The sequence below is a fragment of the Nonomuraea sp. PA05 genome (genome assembly GCF_008086045.1).
GTDB classification, from domain to species: Bacteria; Actinomycetota; Actinomycetes; order Streptosporangiales; family Streptosporangiaceae; genus Nonomuraea; species Nonomuraea monospora.
Window position 1 is genome coordinate 29,300 of the sequence record NZ_VSEY01000027.1, and the last position, 17,890, is coordinate 47,189.

20 protein-coding genes and 1 pseudogene are annotated in these 17,890 nt (G+C 70.7%); 8 read left to right on the plus strand and 13 right to left on the minus strand.

Features of this window, described 5'->3' with window-relative positions; genetic code table 11:
* The first annotated feature begins 34 nt into the window (after nt 1–34).
* Nucleotides 35–448: a hypothetical protein gene (locus tag FXF51_RS36275; RefSeq protein WP_148439236.1), complete on the plus strand. Its 414-nt coding sequence runs from the start codon at nt 35–37 to the stop codon at nt 446–448.
* Here the strand turns inward: FXF51_RS36275 and urtE are convergent.
* The 5 genes from urtE to urtA are packed head-to-tail and all read right to left on the minus strand — an operon-like array spanning nt 445 to nt 4,893.
* Entirely contained in the window at nt 445–1,134 is a 690-nt protein-coding gene (urtE, locus tag FXF51_RS36280; RefSeq protein ID WP_148439237.1) for an urea ABC transporter ATP-binding subunit UrtE, read from the minus strand. The two genes, FXF51_RS36275 and urtE, sit on opposite strands and share 4 nt — an antisense overlap.
* Nucleotides 1,112–1,864: an urea ABC transporter ATP-binding protein UrtD gene (gene urtD / locus FXF51_RS36285; protein ID WP_148439238.1), complete on the minus strand. Its 753-nt coding sequence runs from the start codon at nt 1,862–1,864 to the stop codon at nt 1,112–1,114. Before urtD ends, urtE begins: the two co-directional genes overlap by 23 nt.
* Nucleotides 1,848–2,870, minus strand: coding sequence for an urea ABC transporter permease subunit UrtC (gene urtC / locus FXF51_RS36290; RefSeq protein ID WP_148439239.1), 1,023 nt, complete (start codon nt 2,868–2,870; stop codon nt 1,848–1,850). The genes urtD and urtC overlap by 17 nt, the downstream gene beginning before the upstream one ends.
* Entirely contained in the window at nt 2,867–3,715 is an 849-nt protein-coding gene (urtB, locus tag FXF51_RS36295) for an urea ABC transporter permease subunit UrtB (RefSeq protein WP_148439240.1), read from the minus strand. The genes urtC and urtB overlap by 4 nt, the downstream gene beginning before the upstream one ends.
* Nucleotides 3,715–4,893 carry an urea ABC transporter substrate-binding protein gene (gene urtA / locus FXF51_RS36300; protein WP_148439361.1) on the minus strand — a complete coding sequence of 393 codons (1,179 nt, stop codon included), beginning with the start codon at nt 4,891–4,893 and terminating at the stop codon, nt 3,715–3,717. The genes urtB and urtA overlap by 1 nt, the downstream gene beginning before the upstream one ends.
* A 218-nt stretch (nt 4,894–5,111) precedes the next feature.
* On the opposite strand from urtA, the gene FXF51_RS36305 reads away from it, so the two are divergent.
* From FXF51_RS36305 to FXF51_RS36335, 7 genes are all read left to right on the plus strand, one after another.
* Nucleotides 5,112–5,414, plus strand: a complete 303-nt coding sequence (locus FXF51_RS36305; RefSeq protein ID WP_148439241.1) for an urease subunit gamma — start codon at nt 5,112–5,114, stop codon at nt 5,412–5,414.
* Nucleotides 5,411–5,722 carry an urease subunit beta gene (locus FXF51_RS36310; RefSeq protein WP_148439242.1) on the plus strand — a complete coding sequence of 104 codons (312 nt, stop codon included), beginning with the start codon at nt 5,411–5,413 and terminating at the stop codon, nt 5,720–5,722. Before FXF51_RS36305 ends, FXF51_RS36310 begins: the two co-directional genes overlap by 4 nt.
* Nucleotides 5,715–7,424 carry an urease subunit alpha gene (locus tag FXF51_RS36315; RefSeq protein ID WP_148439243.1) on the plus strand — a complete coding sequence of 570 codons (1,710 nt, stop codon included), beginning with the start codon at nt 5,715–5,717 and terminating at the stop codon, nt 7,422–7,424. The genes FXF51_RS36310 and FXF51_RS36315 overlap by 8 nt, the downstream gene beginning before the upstream one ends.
* A complete protein-coding gene (locus FXF51_RS36320; protein ID WP_148439244.1) occupies nt 7,424–8,350 on the plus strand; it encodes an urease accessory protein UreF in 927 nt (308 codons plus the stop codon). Before FXF51_RS36315 ends, FXF51_RS36320 begins: the two co-directional genes overlap by 1 nt.
* Nucleotides 8,351–8,363: 13 nt before the next feature.
* A complete protein-coding gene (gene ureG, locus FXF51_RS36325; protein ID WP_148439245.1) occupies nt 8,364–9,038 on the plus strand; it encodes an urease accessory protein UreG in 675 nt (224 codons plus the stop codon).
* A gap of 227 nt (nt 9,039–9,265) precedes the next feature.
* On the plus strand, nt 9,266–9,982 hold the full coding sequence (locus tag FXF51_RS36330; protein ID WP_148439246.1) for an urease accessory protein UreD: 717 nt from the start codon (nt 9,266–9,268) through the stop codon (nt 9,980–9,982).
* A 100-nt stretch (nt 9,983–10,082) separates the two neighbouring features.
* Nucleotides 10,083–10,559, plus strand: coding sequence for a hypothetical protein (locus FXF51_RS36335; RefSeq protein ID WP_148439247.1), 477 nt, complete (start codon nt 10,083–10,085; stop codon nt 10,557–10,559).
* A gap of 6 nt (nt 10,560–10,565) precedes the next feature.
* Here the strand turns inward: FXF51_RS36335 and FXF51_RS36340 are convergent, their stop codons facing one another.
* From FXF51_RS36340 to FXF51_RS62970, 8 genes and pseudogenes are all read right to left on the minus strand, one after another.
* On the minus strand, nt 10,566–12,311 hold the full coding sequence (locus FXF51_RS36340) for a protein kinase domain-containing protein (RefSeq protein ID WP_148439248.1): 1,746 nt from the start codon (nt 12,309–12,311) through the stop codon (nt 10,566–10,568).
* A 74-nt stretch (nt 12,312–12,385) separates the two neighbouring features.
* Nucleotides 12,386–13,294, minus strand: a complete 909-nt coding sequence (gene era, locus FXF51_RS36345) for a GTPase Era (RefSeq protein ID WP_262380062.1) — start codon at nt 13,292–13,294, stop codon at nt 12,386–12,388.
* A 17-nt stretch (nt 13,295–13,311) separates the two neighbouring features.
* The gene (locus FXF51_RS36350; RefSeq protein WP_148439249.1) at nt 13,312–13,794 is read right to left on the minus strand and encodes an NUDIX domain-containing protein; all 483 of its coding nucleotides are present in this window, start codon (nt 13,792–13,794) and stop codon (nt 13,312–13,314) included.
* A gap of 2 nt (nt 13,795–13,796) precedes the next feature.
* Entirely contained in the window at nt 13,797–14,108 is a 312-nt protein-coding gene (locus FXF51_RS36355) for a cytidine deaminase (protein WP_148439250.1), read from the minus strand.
* 9 nt (nt 14,109–14,117) lie between these two features.
* Nucleotides 14,118–14,750 (minus strand): hypothetical protein, encoded by a 633-nt coding sequence (locus FXF51_RS36360; protein WP_148439251.1) that lies wholly within the window; start codon nt 14,748–14,750, stop codon nt 14,118–14,120.
* Between the two features lie 329 nt (nt 14,751–15,079).
* On the minus strand, nt 15,080–16,375 hold the full coding sequence (locus FXF51_RS36365) for a hemolysin family protein (RefSeq protein WP_148439252.1): 1,296 nt from the start codon (nt 16,373–16,375) through the stop codon (nt 15,080–15,082).
* Nucleotides 16,372–16,848 carry an rRNA maturation RNase YbeY gene (ybeY, locus tag FXF51_RS36370; RefSeq protein ID WP_080041940.1) on the minus strand — a complete coding sequence of 159 codons (477 nt, stop codon included), beginning with the start codon at nt 16,846–16,848 and terminating at the stop codon, nt 16,372–16,374. Before ybeY ends, FXF51_RS36365 begins: the two co-directional genes overlap by 4 nt.
* A pseudogene (locus FXF51_RS62970) lies at nt 16,845–17,186 on the minus strand (PhoH family protein); the annotation flags it as partial. The pseudogene FXF51_RS62970 and the gene ybeY, both read right to left, overlap by 4 nt.
* Nucleotides 17,187–17,890 lie beyond the last annotated feature (704 nt).

Here is a 17,890-nt window from a genome sequence, read left to right on the forward strand (position 1 = left end):
ACTCCAAGGCTGTGTACGTGCGTAGGGTGTCGGCATGTCGCTGACCCGCATAGTCCTGTCGTCCGGCCGCACGATCGAACTCTCGGAGCTACGACTGTCCTCCACCTACGACGGCCTGCTGGAGGGCTACCCGTGCAAGCCCGTCAACGACATGGAGATCGCGGCTCTCCTGCGAATCGCCGAGGGCACCTCCCCGGTCCACCTGATCCCACCCACCCTCCAGCACCCCGACCAGCCGGCGGGCGCGTTCGGCCCGGTCGAGGTGCTGCCCGCCGTAAGTTGCATCGGCGCCTTCCACTCAACGGCAGTCACCCCCGACCACGACCCGGTGCTGTACCGCTCAGCCCTCACCGTCGTGTGGTTCCAGCCCACACCGACCGTCCCGTCCGGCGACAGCGCCCTCCGTGACCTTCGCTGGGAGGACCTGGCCGAGGACCAGGAGCTCTAAACGGCCAGCAGCCGCCGTACCTCCTCCTGCTGAAGATCCTCAGCGACCCCGGTCCGTACGACCTGCCCCGCGTCCAAAATCACGAACGTGTCGGCCAGCCGCAGCGCGATGTCCAGATACTGCTCGACCAGCAACACAGCCAGCCCAGCCGCATGCAGCCGCTCGATCGCCGCCTCGATCTCCAGAATGATCGAAGGCTGAATCCCCTCCGTCGGCTCATCCAGGATGAGCATCCGAGGCCGAGTCACCAGCGCCCGCGCCATGGCGAGCTGCTGCTGCTGCCCACCCGACAGATGCCCGGCGCTCCGCTTGAGCAGCGCCCCCAGCGCCGGAAAAAGATCAAGGGCCTCGTCGATGACAGACCGGGGCTGCTTGGCCGCCTCCACGGTCACGAGCAGGTTCCCCAAGACCGAGAGCTGCGGGAAGCACTGGTGGCCCTGCGGCACATACCCCATCCCGAGCCGCACCCGCTCGTGCGGCTTCATCCGCGTGACGTCCCGGCCGTCGAACGAAACGCTGCCCGCCGTCGCGGGCAGCACCCCCATGACGGTGTTGAGCAGCGTGGTCTTGCCGACCCCGTTGCGTCCCATGACGCACACGAGCTGCCCTGCCCCGACCTCCAGCGAGACCCCGAACAGCACCCGCGCCCGCCCGTACCCTGACTCAAGGCCGGTTACCGACAGCATCCTCGGCCTTCCTCCTCCCCAGGTAGACCTCTTGCACCCGCGGATCGGCGCTGACCTGCTCGACCGACCCCTCCACGAGCACCTTGCCCTCGTGCAGAACGGTGACGGTCGAGGCGTGCCTCCGCAGGAACTCCATGTCGTGCTCGACCACGATCACCGTGTGGTCGTCGGCGATCTGGGTGAGCAGCTCGCCCGTGCGCTCGCGTTCGTCCTTGGACATGCCCGCCACCGGCTCATCCAGGAGCAGCAGTTGGGGCCGCTGCGCCAGCAGCATGCCGATCTCCAGCCACTGGCGCTGGCCGTGCGAGAGAACGCCCGCTGAACGCTCGGCAAGCTCTTCGAGCCCCGTCCTGCTCAGCGCCTCGGCGACGGCCTCCGAGACACCCTTGCGGCGGCGGGCCAGCGACCAGAGCGGCTGACGGAAGCTGGCGGCCAGGTCGAGGTTCTCAACCACGGTGAGCTCCTCGAACACCACCGACGTCTGGAAGGTGCGCCCCACCCCCAGCCGGACGATCTGGTGCTCCTTCCTGCCGACCAGATCCAGGCCGCCGAAGCGAACGGTGCCCGCCGCCGGCCGGGTCAGGCCGGTGATGACGTCGATGAGCGTGGTCTTGCCCGCGCCGTTGGGCCCGATGAGGAAGCGCAGCTCGCCCTCGGGCACGGTGAGGTCCACGCCGTCGAGCGCGCGGAAGCCGTCGAACACCACCTGTACGTCACGCAGTTCGAGCACGGCGCAACCTCCCCACGATCCCGACGATCCCCTTCGGGGCCAGCGTCATGACCAGGATGAACAGGGCTCCTTGCAGGTAGAGCCAGCCGTCGGCGAACTGCTCGCTGAACGCCGTCTTGGCGTACCCCATGACGACCGCGCCGAGGACGGCGCCGGCCAGCGCGTGCCGGCCGCCGACGGCCACGGCGACGACGAGCTCCAGTGAGGGCACGACGCCGAGCAGGGCGGGCGAGATGATGCCGACGACGGGTACGAACAGTGCGCCCGCGAGCCCCGCCATGCCGGCTGAGATGGCGAAGGTGACGGTCTTGACGAGGGCCGGGTCGTAGCCGAGGAAGCGCACCCGGTCCTCGCCGTCGCGGACGGCGACGAGCAGGCGGCCGTACCGGCTGTCGACGAGCTGCCTGGTGGCCAGGTACAGGACGCCGAGCACGGACGCGACCACCAGGTAGAGGCCGCGCTGGGTGGAGTCCTCGGCGAGGTCCTGGCCGAACAGCTCGAAGAAGTTCGTCATGCCGTTGGTGCCGCCGGTCAGCCCCTGCTGCCCGACCAGCAGGATGACCATGGCGGCGGCCAGCGCCTGGGTGAGGATCGCGAAGTACGCCCCGCGCACCCGCTGCCGGAACACCAGCGTGCCGAGGATCACTGCGAGCAGCACGGGCCCGAGCACGGCCATGGCGAGGGCGAAGACGGGGTTGGCGAACGGCATCCACAGCGCGGGCAGGTTCTCCACCCCGCTCCACACCATGAAGTCGGGCAGCCCGCCTGGCCCGGCCTCCTGCAGTTTGAGGTACATGGCCATGGCGTAGCCGCCGAGCCCGAAGAAGACGCCCTGGCCGAGGGTGAGCATGCCGCCCTTCCCCCAGGCCAGCCCGATGCCGAGGGCGACGATGGCGTAGCAGAGGTACTTGGCGAGCAGCCCGAGGCGGAACGGCTCCAGCAGCAGCGGCGCCGCGATCAGCGCGATCACCGCCACGGTGGCGAAGGGCAGGTTCCGTTTGATCACGTCAGCACCCTCGACCTCAGCACGAACATGCCCTGCGGCCGGATCTGGAGGAACGCGATGATCACGGCGAAGACGATCACCTTGGCCAGCGAGGCGTCCGACCAGAACTCGGCGTAGGAGTTGAGCAGCCCCAGCCCGATGGCGGCGAGCACCGCCCCGCGCAACTGGCCGAGCCCGCCCGCCACGACGACGAGGAAGGCGTCCACGATGTAGTACGTCCCGAGCGCCGGCCCCACGGGCCCGATCAGCGTCAGCGCCACCCCGGCCACCCCGGCGAGACCTGAGCCGATGAAGAACGTCAGCATGTCCACCCGCCCGGTGTCGATCCCGCTGGTGGCGGCGAGCTGCCGGTTCTGCACGACGGCCTGCGTCCTGCGCCCCAGGCCGGTCCGCGTGAGGTACGCCCAGACCGCGATCACGCCCGCCACCGCGAGCCCCATGATGAACAGCCGGTTGTAGGGCAGCATGCCGATCCCGCCGGACAGCCAGGACGGCGCGGGCACCTGCACGTTCGGCGCGCCGAACAGGTCGCGGGCGAGCTGCTGCAGCACCAGGCTGACGCCCCAGGTGAGCAGCAGCGTGTCCAGCGGCCGTCCGTAGAAGTGCCGGATCGCGCCCCGCTCCAGGATGAGCCCCATGACCCCGGCGACCAGGAACGCCACAGGCAGCGCCAGCACCAGGTCCTGCAGCAGGAACGCGGTGTAGGCCCCAGCCATGATGAACTCGCCGTGCGCCATGTTGATCACGCCCATCTGCCCGAACGTGAACGTCAGCCCGAGCGCGATCAGCAGCAGCACCGCCCCGATCGACAGCCCGATGGGAAGCTGGTTGACGAAGGCCGACATCACTGCCCCGCCGCCAGGCCGGCCGCCCACGGGTACCCCTTGAGGTACGGGTCCGGCTTGATCGGCTCGCCCGAGTCCCACACCTGCTTGATCAGCCCGTCGGGCTGGATGATGCCGATGCGGGCGGTCTTGTACATGTGCTGGTTCTCGCCGTCGATGGTGACCAGCCCTTCGGGCCGTTCGAGCGCGATGCCGGGAGCGGACTTCTTGACCGCCTCGACCTCGGTCGTGCCCGCCTTCTTGACCGCCTCGGCCCACAGGTAGACGGCGTTGTAGCCGGCCTCCATGGGGTCGGAGGTGACCTTGTTCGCGCCGTACTTCGCCTTGTACGCCTTCACGAACGCCTCGTTGGCGGGCGTCTCGGTGGTCTGGTAGTAGTTCCAGGCGACGGGGTGACCGGCGATGTTGTCCACGCCGATGCCGGTGACCTCCTCCTCGGCGACGCTCACCGACAGCACGGGCATGGCCTCGGCGGTGGCTCCGGCGCTCTTGAGCTGCTTGAAGAACGCCACGTTCGAATCGCCGTTGAGCGTGTTGAACACCGCGTCCGGCTTGGCCTGAACGACCTTGTTGACCAACGTCGAATATTCGGTGTGCCCCAGCGGCGTGTATTCCTCGCCGAGGATCTCCATCCCGTTCGCCGCCGCGTACGCCTTGATGATCTTGTTCGCGGTACGCGGGAAGACGTAGTCGCTGCCCACCAGGAACAGCCGCTTCTTGCCCTGCTCCTTCAGATAGTCGAGCCCGGGAATGATCTGCTGGTTCGTGGTGGCGCCGGTGTAGAAGATGTACGGCGAGCTCTCCAGCCCCTCGTACTGCACCGGATACCACAGCAACGCCTTGTACCGTTCGAAGACCGGCAGCATCGCCTTCCTGCTGGCGGACGTCCAGCCGCCGAAGACGGTGGCCACCTTGTCCTGCCTGATCAGTTTCGTGGCCTTCTCGGCGAACGTGGGCCAGTCGGAGGCCCCGTCCTCCACGACCGGCACGAGCTTCTTGCCCAGCACACCCCCGGCCTTGTTGATCTCTTCGATGGCGAGCAGCTCCGCGTCGCGCACGGTGACCTCGCTGATGGCCATCGTGCCGCTGAGGGAGTGCAGGAGGCCGACCTTGATCTCGTTGGAGGAGGCGGCGGGTTGGGAGTCGGATCCGCAGGCCGCGAGGGCCAGGACGAGCATCGCGGAAACGAGCGGGCGGGAGACGCGCACAGGAGTTCCTTCCTGCCGACCGGTTCTGCGAGAAAGGTGACTCCGCGACATTTCACTCGAAGATCCCGGCTGTTAATTGGCGATTGCCGAACGTTCACAGAGACACGGGAAATTCATCCGAGCGGCGCGAAACCAACACGACATCCGCCCGCAACAGCGCGGAAACGGCCGGTTCCTATGGTCCGGCCATGCGGCTTACCTCACACGAGCAGGAGCGGCTGCTCATCCACGTCGCCGCGGGTGTGGCACGCGAGCGGCAGGCCAGAGGCCTGCGGCTGAACCACCCCGAGGCTACCGCCATCATCGCCTCGTTCCTCATGGAGGGTGCCAGGGACGGGCGCAGCGTGGCCGACCTGATGGAGGCGGGGCGGTCGGTGCTCGGGCGCACCGACGTCATGGAGGGCGTGCCGGAGATGCTGGAGAGCGTGCAGATAGAGGCCACCTTCCCCGACGGTACGAAGCTGGTCACCGTGCACAGGCCGATCCCGTGATCCCCGGCGAGTACACGCACCCCGAGGGCACGATCCCCCTCAACCCCGGCCGCGAGCGGGTCACCGTGCGCGTGGTGAACACGGCCGACCGGCCGATCCAGGTGGGCTCGCACTACCACTTCTCCGCCGCCAACCCGGGGCTGGAGTTCGACAGGAAGGCGGTCTGGGGCATGCGGCTGGACGTCCCGGCGGGGACCGCGATCAGGTTCGAGCCCGGCGTCGAACGTGACGTGACGCTGGTGCCGCTGGCCGGCCTGCGCGTGGTGCCCGGCCTGCGGCCGGAGTGGGCGGGGCCGCTCGATGGCTGACATCTCGCGCGCGCGTTATGCCGCACTGTACGGGCCCACGACCGGCGACCGGATCCGCCTGGCCGACACCGACCTGTTCATCGAGGTGACCGAGGACCGGTCCATGGGCCCGGCGGGCGCCGGCGACGAGGCCGTCTTCGGCGGCGGCAAGGTCATCCGCGAGTCCATGGGCCAGGCCAGGACCACCCGCGCCGAAGGGGCCGCCGACCTGGTCATCACCGGCGCCGTGATCCTCGACCACTGGGGCGTGGTCAAGGCCGACGTCGCCGTCCGCGACGGCCGCATCGCCGCCATCGGCAAGGCGGGCAACCCCGACACGATGGACGGCGTGGACATCGTCATCGGCCCGTCCACCGAGATCCTCTCCGGCAACGGCAAGATCCTCACCGCCGGGGCCGTCGACTCGCACGTGCACCTCATCTGCCCGCAACTGCTCGACGAGGCCATCGGCTCCGGCGTCACCACCGTCGTCGGCGGCGGCACAGGGCCCGTCGAAGGCACCAAGGCCACCACCGTGACCGGCACCTGGTACCTGGGCCGGATGCTGGAGTCGCTCGACGCGTACCCGCTGAACTTCGCCCTGCTCGGCAAGGGCAACACGGTCAGCACCGACGGCCTCATGGAGCAACTCCGCGCCGGCGCCTCCGGCTTCAAGCTGCACGAGGACTGGGGCACCACCCCCGCCGCCATCGACGCCTGCCTCAGCGTGGCCGACGCCTCCGGCGTGCAGGTCACGATCCACACCGACACCCTGAACGAGGCCGGCTTCGTCGAGTCGACGCTCAAGGCCATCGGCGACCGGATGATCCACGCGTACCACACGGAGGGGGCGGGCGGCGGGCACGCGCCCGACATCATCCGCGTGGCCGCCTACCCCAACGTGCTGCCCTCCTCCACCAACCCCACCAGGCCGCACACCGTCAACACGCTCGACGAGCACCTCGACATGCTGATGGTCTGCCACCACCTGAACCCGTCGATCCCCGAGGACCTGGCCTTCGCCGAGTCCCGCATCCGGCCGACCACCATGGCGGCCGAGGACGTGCTGCACGACATGGGCGCGATCTCCATGATCGGCTCCGACTCGCAGGCCATGGGCCGGATCGGCGAGACGATCATCCGCACCTGGCAGACGGCGCACGTCATGAAGGGGCGCCGCGGCGAGCTGGGCTCCGGCCCCGCCGACAACCTCCGCGCCCGCCGCTACGTCGCGAAATACACGATCTGTCCCGCCATCGCCCACGGCCTGGACGACGAGGTCGGCTCCGTCGAACACGGCAAGCTCGCCGACCTCGTCCTGTGGGACCCGGCCTTCTTCGGCGTCAAACCCGACCTGGTGCTCAAGGGCGGCGTGGTCGCCTGGGCCCAGATGGGCGACGCCAACGCCTCCATCCCCACCCCGCAGCCGGTGCTGCCCCGCCCGATGTTCGGCGCCTCACCCGTCACGGCCGCGGCCACGTCGCTGCACTTCGTCGCGCCGCTCGCGCTGGAGTCGGGCCTTTCCGACCAGCTTTCCGTACGCCGCCGCCTCGCTCCTGTGGCCGACGTACGGCGGCGCGGCAAGGCGTCCATGCCCCTCAACGACGCGCTGCCGCGCATCGAGGTGGCGCCCGACACCTTCGAGGTGCGCATCGACGGCGACCTGGTCGAGCCCGCCCCGGCCACCACCCTTCCCCTCGCCCAGCGTTACTTCCTCTTCTGATGCACCCGGCCCTGCTCCTCCTCACCGACTCCCGGCTCCCTGCCGGGGGTCACGCCCACTCGGGCGGCACCGAACGTGCCGTCGCGTCGGGGGCGGTGCACGACGTGCCGTCCCTGAGGTCCTTCCTGCGCGGCCGCCTCCACACGGCCGGCACCCTCGCGTCCGCCCTGACAGCAGCAGCCTGCACGGAAGCGGCCCGCCTGGGAACCTCCCGCACGGAAGCGCCCCGCGCGGGAACGTCCCACGCGGGAACGTCCCCCGCGGAAGCGGCCCGCCCGGGACAAGCGACCCGTGGGGAAGCGGCCCGCATCGCCGCGCGGACCGCCACCACCGAGGCGGCAGGCGCAGCCGTGCACGCCCCGTCGGTGGCGCACGTCCCCGCACCCCTCACCGCGCCGCGTCGGCGAGACGAGGTACGGCGGAGCCCGGCGCACCTGAACGGCGCCCAGCCAACCAACACCCCCGATCCGTGGGTGCTCCTGGACACCGAGGTGGACGCCAGAACCGCCTCCCCCGCCCAGCGCGACGCCTCCCGCACCCAGGGCCGCCTGCTCCTCCGGGTGGCCCGCCGCATCTGGCCGTCCCCGATCCTGGACGACCTCGCCACCACCATCCCCAGCCCCCACCACCCCATAGCCCTCGGCGCGACCGCGCACGCGGCCGGAGCCACCCCCGAGGAGGCGGCCCTGGCAGCGGCCTACCACGCCGTCACCGGCCCGGCGACGGCAGCCGTGAGGCTGCTCGGCCTCGACCCGGTGGCCGTGCACGCCCTGCTCGCCGACCTCACCCCCGACCTCACCGCCGTAGCCGCCCAAGCCTGCCTCGCCGCACCCGGCTGGGAGGCGCTGCCCGCGTACTCGTCACCAGCCCTCGACCTCCTGGCCGAGCAACACGCCCAAGCCACGGTCCGGCTGTTCATCTCTTAGAAGGGACCCCCACATGGGAGCCAACCACGACGACCGCCACCACGCCCCCGACGGCCGCGGCCGGGCGCTGCGCCTGGGCGTGGGCGGCCCGGTGGGCAGCGGCAAGACGGCCCTGGTGGCCGCCCTGTGCCGCACGCTGGGCCCGTCGCTGTCCCTGGGCGTGGTGACGAACGACATCTACACCACCGAGGACGCCGACTTCCTGCGCCGCGCGGGCGTCCTGGACCAGGAGCGCATCCTGGCCGTCGAAACGGGCTGCTGCCCGCACACGGCGATCCGCGACGACATCGCCGCGAACCTCGACGCCGTGGAGACCCTGGAGTACCGCTTCGGCCCGCTGGACCTGGTGATCGTGGAGAGCGGCGGCGACAACCTGACGGCGACGTTCAGCCGGGGCCTGGCCGACAGGCAGATCTTCGTGCTGGACGTGTCGGGCGGCGACAAGGTGCCGCGCAAGGGCGGCCCCGGCGTCACGACCGCGGACCTGCTGGTGATCAACAAGACGGACCTGGCGCCGATGGTGGGCGCCGACCTCGACGTGATGGACCGCGACTCGGCGGCCGTCCGCGGCGAGCGTCCCGTCCTGTTCACCTCGATCCGCCAGGACCCCACGGCCGCCACCGTCGCCACCTGGGTCTCCGAGCAGGTGCACGCCTGGTCCCACACCCACGCGGCCCCCATCTCGTGACGCCGGACCAAGCCACCGCCCCGGGCGCGCTACGGCCAGGCGCCCCTGAGGCAACACCCGCACACACACTCGGCACAGCGCGGGCAGACGCAGCGCGGGCAGACGCAGCGCGGGCAGACGCAGCGCGGGCAACCGCAGCGCGAGCAGACGCAGCGCACGTAGACGCGGCGCGGGCAGACGCAGCGCGGGCGAGGGTCGGCGCATCGCCCGCCAGGGGCCGGCGCGCGATGCGGGCCAGTGCCGCCGTGGCGACCGCGCTCGCCCCCGACGGACGCACCACGATCAGCCGCCTGGCCTCGGCACCCCCGCTCACCCTGCGCCAGACGGGCCCGCACACCGTGCACCTCGTCTCCACCGCCGCGGGCCCGCTCGGCGGCGACCGCCTCGCCCTCGACCTGGACATCGCCCCGCGCACCACGCTCAACCTGGGCTCGGTGGCCGCCACGCTGGTCCTGCCCGGCGAGGGCACGTCCGAGCTGCTGGTGACCGCCCGCGTCGGCACGGGCGCCACACTCCGGTTCGCACCGGAGCCCACGGTGCTGGCCGCCGGTTGCGACCACCGCCTCCTGGTACGGCTCACGCTGGAGGGCGACGCTACCGTGCTGTGGCGCGAGGAGATCATCTTCGGCCGTCACGGCGAGGCCCCGGGCCGCTGCCACGCCCGTTTCGACGCCACCCGCGACGGCGTGCCGCTGCTCAGGCAGGAGTTCACGGTGGGCGACCCGGAGCTGGACGCCTCCAGCGCGGTGTACGGTTCGGCCCGCTGCGTCGGCACCACGTTCCTGACGGCTCAGGTCAAGGAGGCGGCGGTGGCCGAGGGCGTCGCGGTGCTCCCGCTGGCCACCCCGGGCACGCTGGTGTCCGCGCTGGCCGCCGACGCCGTCCAGCTCCGCACCCGCCTGGAGTGGGGCGAACGCACAGCGGCGCCTGCCTGGAACGAGTAGGCGCACAACAGCGGACGGCCGGGCCAGTCCTTGCCACACCTTGGTGACGACTCCGTTGCGTACTGTGGTGAGCCGGGCGTACCCGACATACAGTGATCGTGTGGCCGACGACCTCATGCCCACGCCCGCCCGCCCGAGAGTCCGCCGTGGTTACCCGCTGGCCGTCGCCGCCGCCGGTGCCCTCCTCGTGTTCTGCGCGGTCCTGCCGTGGGCCGGGATCCAGGCGACGAGCAGCCTCATCGCCGGCGGGGTGGCCAGCGACGTGCGCGGCATCGACGACCCGTTCGGCGTCTACACGCTGATGGCGGGGCTGGTCGCGCTGGGCTGCGGCCTGGCGGGCCTGCTGTCGTCGCGTCCCAGGCTCGCCGCGCTGGCGGTCGTGCCGGGCGGCGTGGCCGTGGTGGTGCTGCTGAAGTTCGTCATCGGCGGCGGGGGCGACCTGCGCGACCGGGTCTCCTTCGACCTCGGCGGCCTGCTGTCGATCGAGCCGGTGATCCGGTTCGGCTGGTTCGCCGCGCTGGGCTGCGCGCTGGCGGTCGTCCTGCTGTCGGTGCTGGCGCTGCTGCGCAGGCCGTGACGGAGATCAGGCGAGCTTGTCGGCCTGCATGGCACTCAGCCGCCGTACGTACCAGGCGGTGACGACCACCGCCGGCACGGCCAGGACGTGCGCGGCCAGGATGGCCCAGACCCAGTCCGTGAACACGAGCGCCCGGTACGTCTCCTCGCCGACCTCCTCGCTGGTCGAGCTGAGGAACTCCGTCCAGTCGAGCCAGAAGAACGGCCAGCTCAGGAGGGTGGCCAGCCACAACGCCCACCACGCGTGCAGCAGACCGGCCGGGGCCATCGCGCCGCCGCGTCCGGGCGGGCTGGAGGCGTGCCAGACGTCGTCGGCGATCTGCTTGGGCAGCCACAAGTTGCCGATCGGGATGAACCAGCCGAGCACGGCCATGGCGGGGCGGTAGCGCAGCCGTCCCGGCGCGAGCCGTTCGGCGGCGACCCGCACCCGGTGGAACCAGAGCAGCCAGCACAGCGCGAGTCCCAAGCCGGAGACGACCTGGGCCACCAGCATGACGAGGCTCAGTTCCTCGGCGTCGTCGTCGGCATCCCAGTAGTCGTCCTCCGGGAGCATCCTCCCCATGTCCTCGAAGAGGTTGAGCTGGTGCACGACGATGCTCACGGAGATCAGCCCGAAGAGGGCGAGCATCACGTAGACGGCGATCTGGTAGGCGGCGGCCGGGTGCAGCGGGCCCGCCCCGCGCATGCGGCGGCGCTCGTCGGCCAGCAAGGGCTGCGGCGCGCGAGGCGGCGAAGGCGCCGTCGTCCGCGAGCCGCCATCCCTGCTCGCGGCCGTCGGTCGCGAGCCGCCGCCATCCATGCTCGCGGCCGTCGTCCGCGAGCCGCCGCCTCCCGGAGCGCCCGCCGCAGGCGGTTGGAGTGCGGTCAGCGCCAGGGTGCGGCGCTGGGCGATGACCTGGGTGAACGCCTCAGGCAGCCACGACCCCTGGCCGGGGCCGCCGCCGGGCGAGGCGAGCGCGGTGAGATGGGCCAGCATCTGCTCCAGCGAGGGCCGCGCCGCCGGGTCCTTGGCCAGGCAGGCGGCCACCAGCCCGGCCAGCGGGGCAGGCAGGCCGCTCAGGTCGGGCTCGGTGTGCACGACGCGGAAGACGACCGCGTGTACGGGCCCCTCGCCGAAGGGGCTGCGGCCGGTGGCCGCGTAGGCCAGCACGCAGCCGAGCGAGAACACGTCCGAGGCGGGGCCGACCTGCTGCCCCGCGGCCTGCTCAGGCGACATGTACGCGGCGGTGCCGAGCACGGCGGAGGTCTGGGTGTGGCTGGTGGCGTCCAGGGCGCGGGCGATGCCGAAGTCGATCAGGCGGGGGCCGTCCTCGGCGAGGATGACGTTGGCGGGCTTGAGGTCGCGGTGCACGACCTCGCAGGCGTGCACCGCGGCGAGCCCCTCGGCGAGCCCGGCCCCCAGCACCGCGACCGACTCCGGCGGCAGCGGCCCGTGCTCCTGGACGGCCTGGTGCAGGGAGGGCCCGGGGATGTAGGCGCTGGCCAGCCACGGCGGGCTGGCGTCGGTGTCGGCGTCCACGACCTGCGCGGTGTAGAACCCGCCGACCTTGCGCGCGGCGTCCACCTCGGCGGCGAAGCGGCGCCTGAAGTGCGCGTCGTCGGCGAGCTGGGGGCGCACCACCTTCACCGCGACCAGGCGCCCGCCCGGGGATCGGCCCAGGTACACCTGCCCCATGCCGCCCTCGCCCAGCCGGGCGTGCAGCCGGTAGGGGCCGAGCTGGGTGAGGTCGCCGTCGCGCAGGGGGTTGGCCATGGCACCGCTTCCGCCTGGGGGGTCTTCGCCGGTCGGTGTCGATGATCTCAAAAAAGATCAGATCTCGAAAAAGATCAGTCGTAGAAGCCGAGCCGCCGCAACTGCTTCGGGTCGCGCTGCCAGTCCTTGGCGACGCTGATCCGCAGGTCGAGGTAGACCCGCGTGCCCATCAGCGCCTCGATCTGCTTGCGGGCCCTGGTGCCGACGTCGCGCAGCCGCTCGCCCTTGTGCCCGATGACGATCGCCTTCTGCGACGGCCGTTCCACGAACATGTGCGCGTAGATGTCGAGCAGGTCGTCGCGCCCCTCGCGGGGCAGCATCTCGTCGACGACCACGGCGATGGAGTGCGGCAGCTCGTCGCGTACGCCCTCCAGCGCCGCCTCCCTGATCAGCTCGCCCACCAGCACCTGCTCGGGCTCGTCGGTGAGCTGCCCGCCCTCGTACAGCGGCGGCGACTCGGGCAGGTGCTCGATCAGCACGTCGGCCACCACGTCGAGCCGCTCGCCCGACTGCGCCGACACCGGCACGATCGCGGCGAACTCCGCCACCTGCGACACCGCCAGCAACTGCTCGGCGACCTGTTCCTTGCTCGCCAGGTCGCACTTGGTCACCACCGCGATGACCGGCGTCTTCTTCACGGCCGACAGCTTGTCGGCGATGAACCGGTCACCCTTGCCGATGGGCTCGTTGGCCGGCACGCAGAAGCCGATCGCGTCGACCTCGGTCAGCGTGGACAGCACGAGGCTGTCGAGCCGCTCGCCGAGCAGCGTGCGCGGGCGGTGCAGGCCGGGGGTGTCGACGATGATGAGCTGGGCGTCGGGGCGGTGCACGATGCCCCTGATGACGCGCCTGGTCGTCTGCGGCTTGGACGAGGTGATCGCCACCTTCGTGCCGACCAGGGCGTTCATCAGCGTGGACTTGCCGACGTTCGGCCTCCCCACGAAGCAGGCGAATCCGGCGCGATGGTTGTCTGGCGAAGTCACATGTGCATTGTGTCCCATCATCGAGCGTGTTCACGCCACCACGCGAACGCCAGGGGCGCCACGCCGGGCGTCCAGGCGGTCGTGCTCAGGCCGGGCAGCTCCTGCTCCGACACCCAGCGGAAGTCGTTGATCTCTACCCCGTCGGGCTGCGGCGCGGCCGAGCCGGGGGCCAGCGCGCAACCGTAGGCGGCGATGACGTAGCCGACCTCGTGCCCGTTGGGGTAGCGGGTGCGGAACTCGGGCCCGCCGTACACGCCGATCAGGCCGCGCACCACGATGTCGACGCCGAGCTCCTCCTTCAGCTCCCTGACCACGGCGTCCTCGGGCCGCTCGTCCGGGTCCACGCCGCCGCCCGGCGCGCCCCAGAACCCGACGTCGCCGTGCCGGGCCAGCAGCAGCCGGCCCTGGTCGTCGAACACGAACCCCGACACCGAGGGCAGCATGAGCAGATCGTTGCCGACCTTCTCCCGAATTCTCGCCAGGAACGGCGGCATCGGCATGATCAGCCTCGCAGGGTGCCGTCGGGACCGGCCAGGAGCAGCTTGCCGGCGCCCAGCTCGGCCGCCACCGCCTCGTCGGCGGGGCTCGGGTCGCCCTCGCTCACCAGCGCCACGGCCTCCAGGGACCGCGCGCCGCTGGAGATCGCCATGGCCACGGCCACCTGCACCGCCGACAGGGTCAGCGCGGACAGGCCCACGTTCGTCGCGGAGTAGGTGCGACCGGTCTCGTCGCGCACGGCCGCTCCCTCGGCGGAGCCGTTGCGCGCCCTGGCGGCGCGGGCCAGCGTGATGATCTTGCTATCTTCAGGGTTCACCCAACCAGGTTAGGTGCTGACCATGGAGATCGCCGCCTCGACCACCTTCCTGGTACGGGCGTGATCCACCTCGTTCATGCCCGTGTGCACCACGGAGACCAGGGTGTCCCCGACGCGGGACAGCACGACGTCCATCGCGTAGGGGTAGCCGTTCAGCCGCCCGCTCAGCCTCGCGCCCACGGCCTCGTCCCCGGCTCCCCGCACGGGCAGCTCCTGCAGCCGCAGGTCGGTTCCGCTTGAGGTGTGCACGGCGCGGCACGCTCCGATGGCCTCCGCCAGGGCGTCGAGGTGCCCCTCGGCCTCCTCGCCCGCGTACCTGGCCAGGCCGACCCCGGCCTGCTCACCGAGCCCGTCGCCGTGGTAGCTGACCGCGGCCTGTGCGGTGAGCGCCTGCCCGGGCGCCCGCCCGCCGGCCGGCTCCAGCACGGCCCTGCAGTTCCTGTCCGCCTGCCCGAACGGCATCCGCCACGCCTGCTCCGGCCTGACCGTGAAACCGTCGGGCAGGGGTGGCTCCTTGCTGAGCACTTCGCGCAACTGCGCCATCGCCTGCGCGTCGAGGAAGCTCTCGGCTCCTCCGCCGCCGCATCCCGCCAGGAGGCCCGTAACCAGCACGGAAGCGATGATCCATGGTTTTCGTTTCATGATCCCCCCTTGAATCGCAGCCTCCCCAAGAGACGAATGCGGCAATCCACCGGAGTGACCACCAACGCGCAAAAAGGGTGCCCCCATCCGGTTTTCCGGACGAGAACACCCTTTACGCCGACCAGCGTCACGACCGGCTAGCAGGCCGAAACGCCGTCGTCCCCCCGGGAACGCCATCCTCAGGCCGCGAACCCCACCCGGCCTTCGGATGCCTCCCCCTTGTGTGACACCCACCGCACTGGATGTCGTGATTAGAGAGTGCCGGACGGGGCTTGCAGACTACTTGTAGAACGCTTGCGGCCTGCGTCCACATTCGTCCGCATGGGAGGTCAGTCGCGTTCCGCGGCGGCCGGGACGACCTCGTCCTCGGGAGGCGTCACCCGCCGCACCACCACCGTGCTGATCCGGTTGCGCCGCCCCGCCAGCGTCTCCGCCGTCAGCGACAGCCCGGCCACCTCCGCGTGCGACCCGGCGATCGGCACCCGGCCCAGCGCGTGCGCCAGCAGGCCGCCCACGGTCTCGACGTCGTCCACCTCGATCTCGGTGTCGAACAGCTCGCCCAGCTCGTCCACCGGCATCCGGGCCGTCACCCGCAGCCCGCCGCCGGTCACCGGCTCGACGCGCGGCGCCTCCTGGTCGTACTCGTCGGTGATCTCGCCGACGATCTCCTCCAGGACGTCCTCGATCGTGACGAGCCCGGCGGTGCCGCCGTACTCGTCGATGACGATCGCGATGTGGATCTGCCGCGCCTGCATCTCCCGCATGAGCTGGTCGATCGGCTTGCTCTCCGGCACGTACGCGGCCGACCGCATGATCGTCTCGACCGACTCCTTGCCCTCGCCCTCGCCCGACTCGTGGATCTTGCGGGCGATGTCCTTGAGGTAGGCGATGCCTATGACGTCGTCCTCGTTCTCCCCCACGACGGGGATGCGCGAGAACCCGCTGCGCAACGCGAGCGACAGCGCCTGACTGATCGACTTGCCGCGCTCGATGTAGACCATGTCGGTACGCGGCACCATCACCTCGCGCACCAGCGTGTCACCCAGCTCGAACACCGAGTGGATCATCTCGCGCTCGTCCGGCTCGATCACCCGGCGCTCCTCGGCCAGGTCGACCAGGTCACGCAGCTCGGCCTCGGAGGTGAACGGGCCGTCGCGGAAGCCCTTGCCGGGCGTGAGCGCGTTGCCGAGCAGGATGAGCAGCTTGGGCAGGGGGCCGAAGATGCGCGTCAGGCCGTACACGATGGGGGCGCTGGCCAGCGCCACCGGCTCCGCGTGCTGCCGGCCCAGCGTGCGCGGCATCACCCCGACCACCACGTAACTGATCAGGATCATCACGACGGCGGCCCAGAAGTAGGCCCAGCCCTGATCGTGCAGCAGGTCGATGAACAGCAGCGTTGCGATGACCGTGGCCACCAGCTCGCAGCTCAGCCGCAGCAGCAGGAGCAGATTGAGGTAGCGCGGCGGGTCGATCACGATCGCCTGCAGCCGCACGGAACCGCGCCGGCCGTCGCGTACGTACTCCTCCGCACGCACCCTGGAGATGCGCGTCAGTGCCGTTTCCGCACTGGCGATCAGGCCACCGACGACGACAAGGGCGATGGCCAACGGCAACCAGGCGTTCACCGCGGGTTGCGCACCTCCTGCCACGACTCGAGAAGCCGGGACTGCAAGCCGAACATCTCCTTGTGCTCCTCCGGCTCGGCGTGGTCGTAACCGAGCAGGTGCAGGATGCCGTGCGTGCACAGCAGCTCCAGCTCGTCGGCCGTGCTGTGCCCGGCCTCCTCCGCCTGCCTGGCCGCGACCTGCGGACAGAGCACGACGTCGCCCAGCAGCGCCGGGTCGGCGGGCCCCTCGGACTCGCCGCGGGCGCCGCCGCCAGGACGAAGCTCGTCCATCGGGAACGCCAGCACGTCCGTCGGGCCCGGCTCGCCCATCCACTTCTCGTGCAGCTCCGCCATGGCGTCCTCGTCGACCACCACGATGGACAGCTCGGCGAGCGGGTTGATGCCCATCTCGCCGAGCACGTGAGCGGCCAGGGCGACGATGCTCTCCTCGTCGACCCCTACGCCGGACTCGTTGTTGATCTCGATGCTCATGGCCGCCGCTTCCCCCGCTGCTGCTGAATGGCCTTCGGCTCCTGAGACGCCTGCTTGGTGGCGTCGTAACGGCCGTAGGCGTCCACGATCTCGCTGACCAGCTTGTGGCGCACCACGTCGGAGCTGGTCAGCCGGGAGAAGTGGATGTCGGGGATGCCGTCGAGGATCTCCTGCACCACCCTCAGCCCGCTCACCGTGCCGGACGGCAGGTCCACCTGCGTGACGTCGCCGGTCACCACGATCTTGGAGTTGAAGCCGAGCCTGGTCAGGAACATCTTCATCTGCTCGGCCGAGGAGTTCTGGGCCTCGTCGAGGATGATGAAGGCGTCATTGAGCGTGTTGTGGGTGAGGAGGAAATCCTCGGTGACGTAGAGCGAGTCTTCCGCCGCCACCTGGATGCACACACACTCGGCCGTGCCTCGCGGCTCGATGCGGTCCACGTAACGCATGGGGCGACCGCCGCCGTGCTTGCGGTAGACCTCCGCCTTCCGCGACAGGCGGAAGGGCTCGATGCCTTCGGGAAGCCGGATGTCGAGGATGTAGGCGTCGTGGCGGTGATGGACCTGCCGCCCTCTCGCCAGGCCCGGCTTGCGCTCGCCCGCCGGTCGGGTACGCCAGTAGACGACGCCCCCGAGAGACTGCACGAGGAAGACGAGATCATCGCGGAGTCGCGGCGAGACGGTCGAGAACTGGATCCGACAGGTGCGCACGTCCTGGACGACGGGACCGCCGTCGGAGTCGAGCAACCCCTGCAACACCGCGAGCCTGACCTCGGCTGTGTTGCGGAGATAGGCCTCGGGCACGAACTTCGTGGCCGAACCGCTGCCTGACAGACCCAGCTCCCGCATGACCTCCGTCACCGGATTGGCGATCGTCATGCTGTCACCCGGCTGCCTCTGCCTGTTGAGCACGTAGTCGGGCCCGCTCTTCCAGCGCACCCGCATGCCAGGAAGAGCATGTTCGAGCGCCTCGGCAAGCTCGGGGTCCTCGGTGGCGAAACTTGGGGTCGTGCTTGCGGTGATGCACCCGTCGCCGAGAAGCA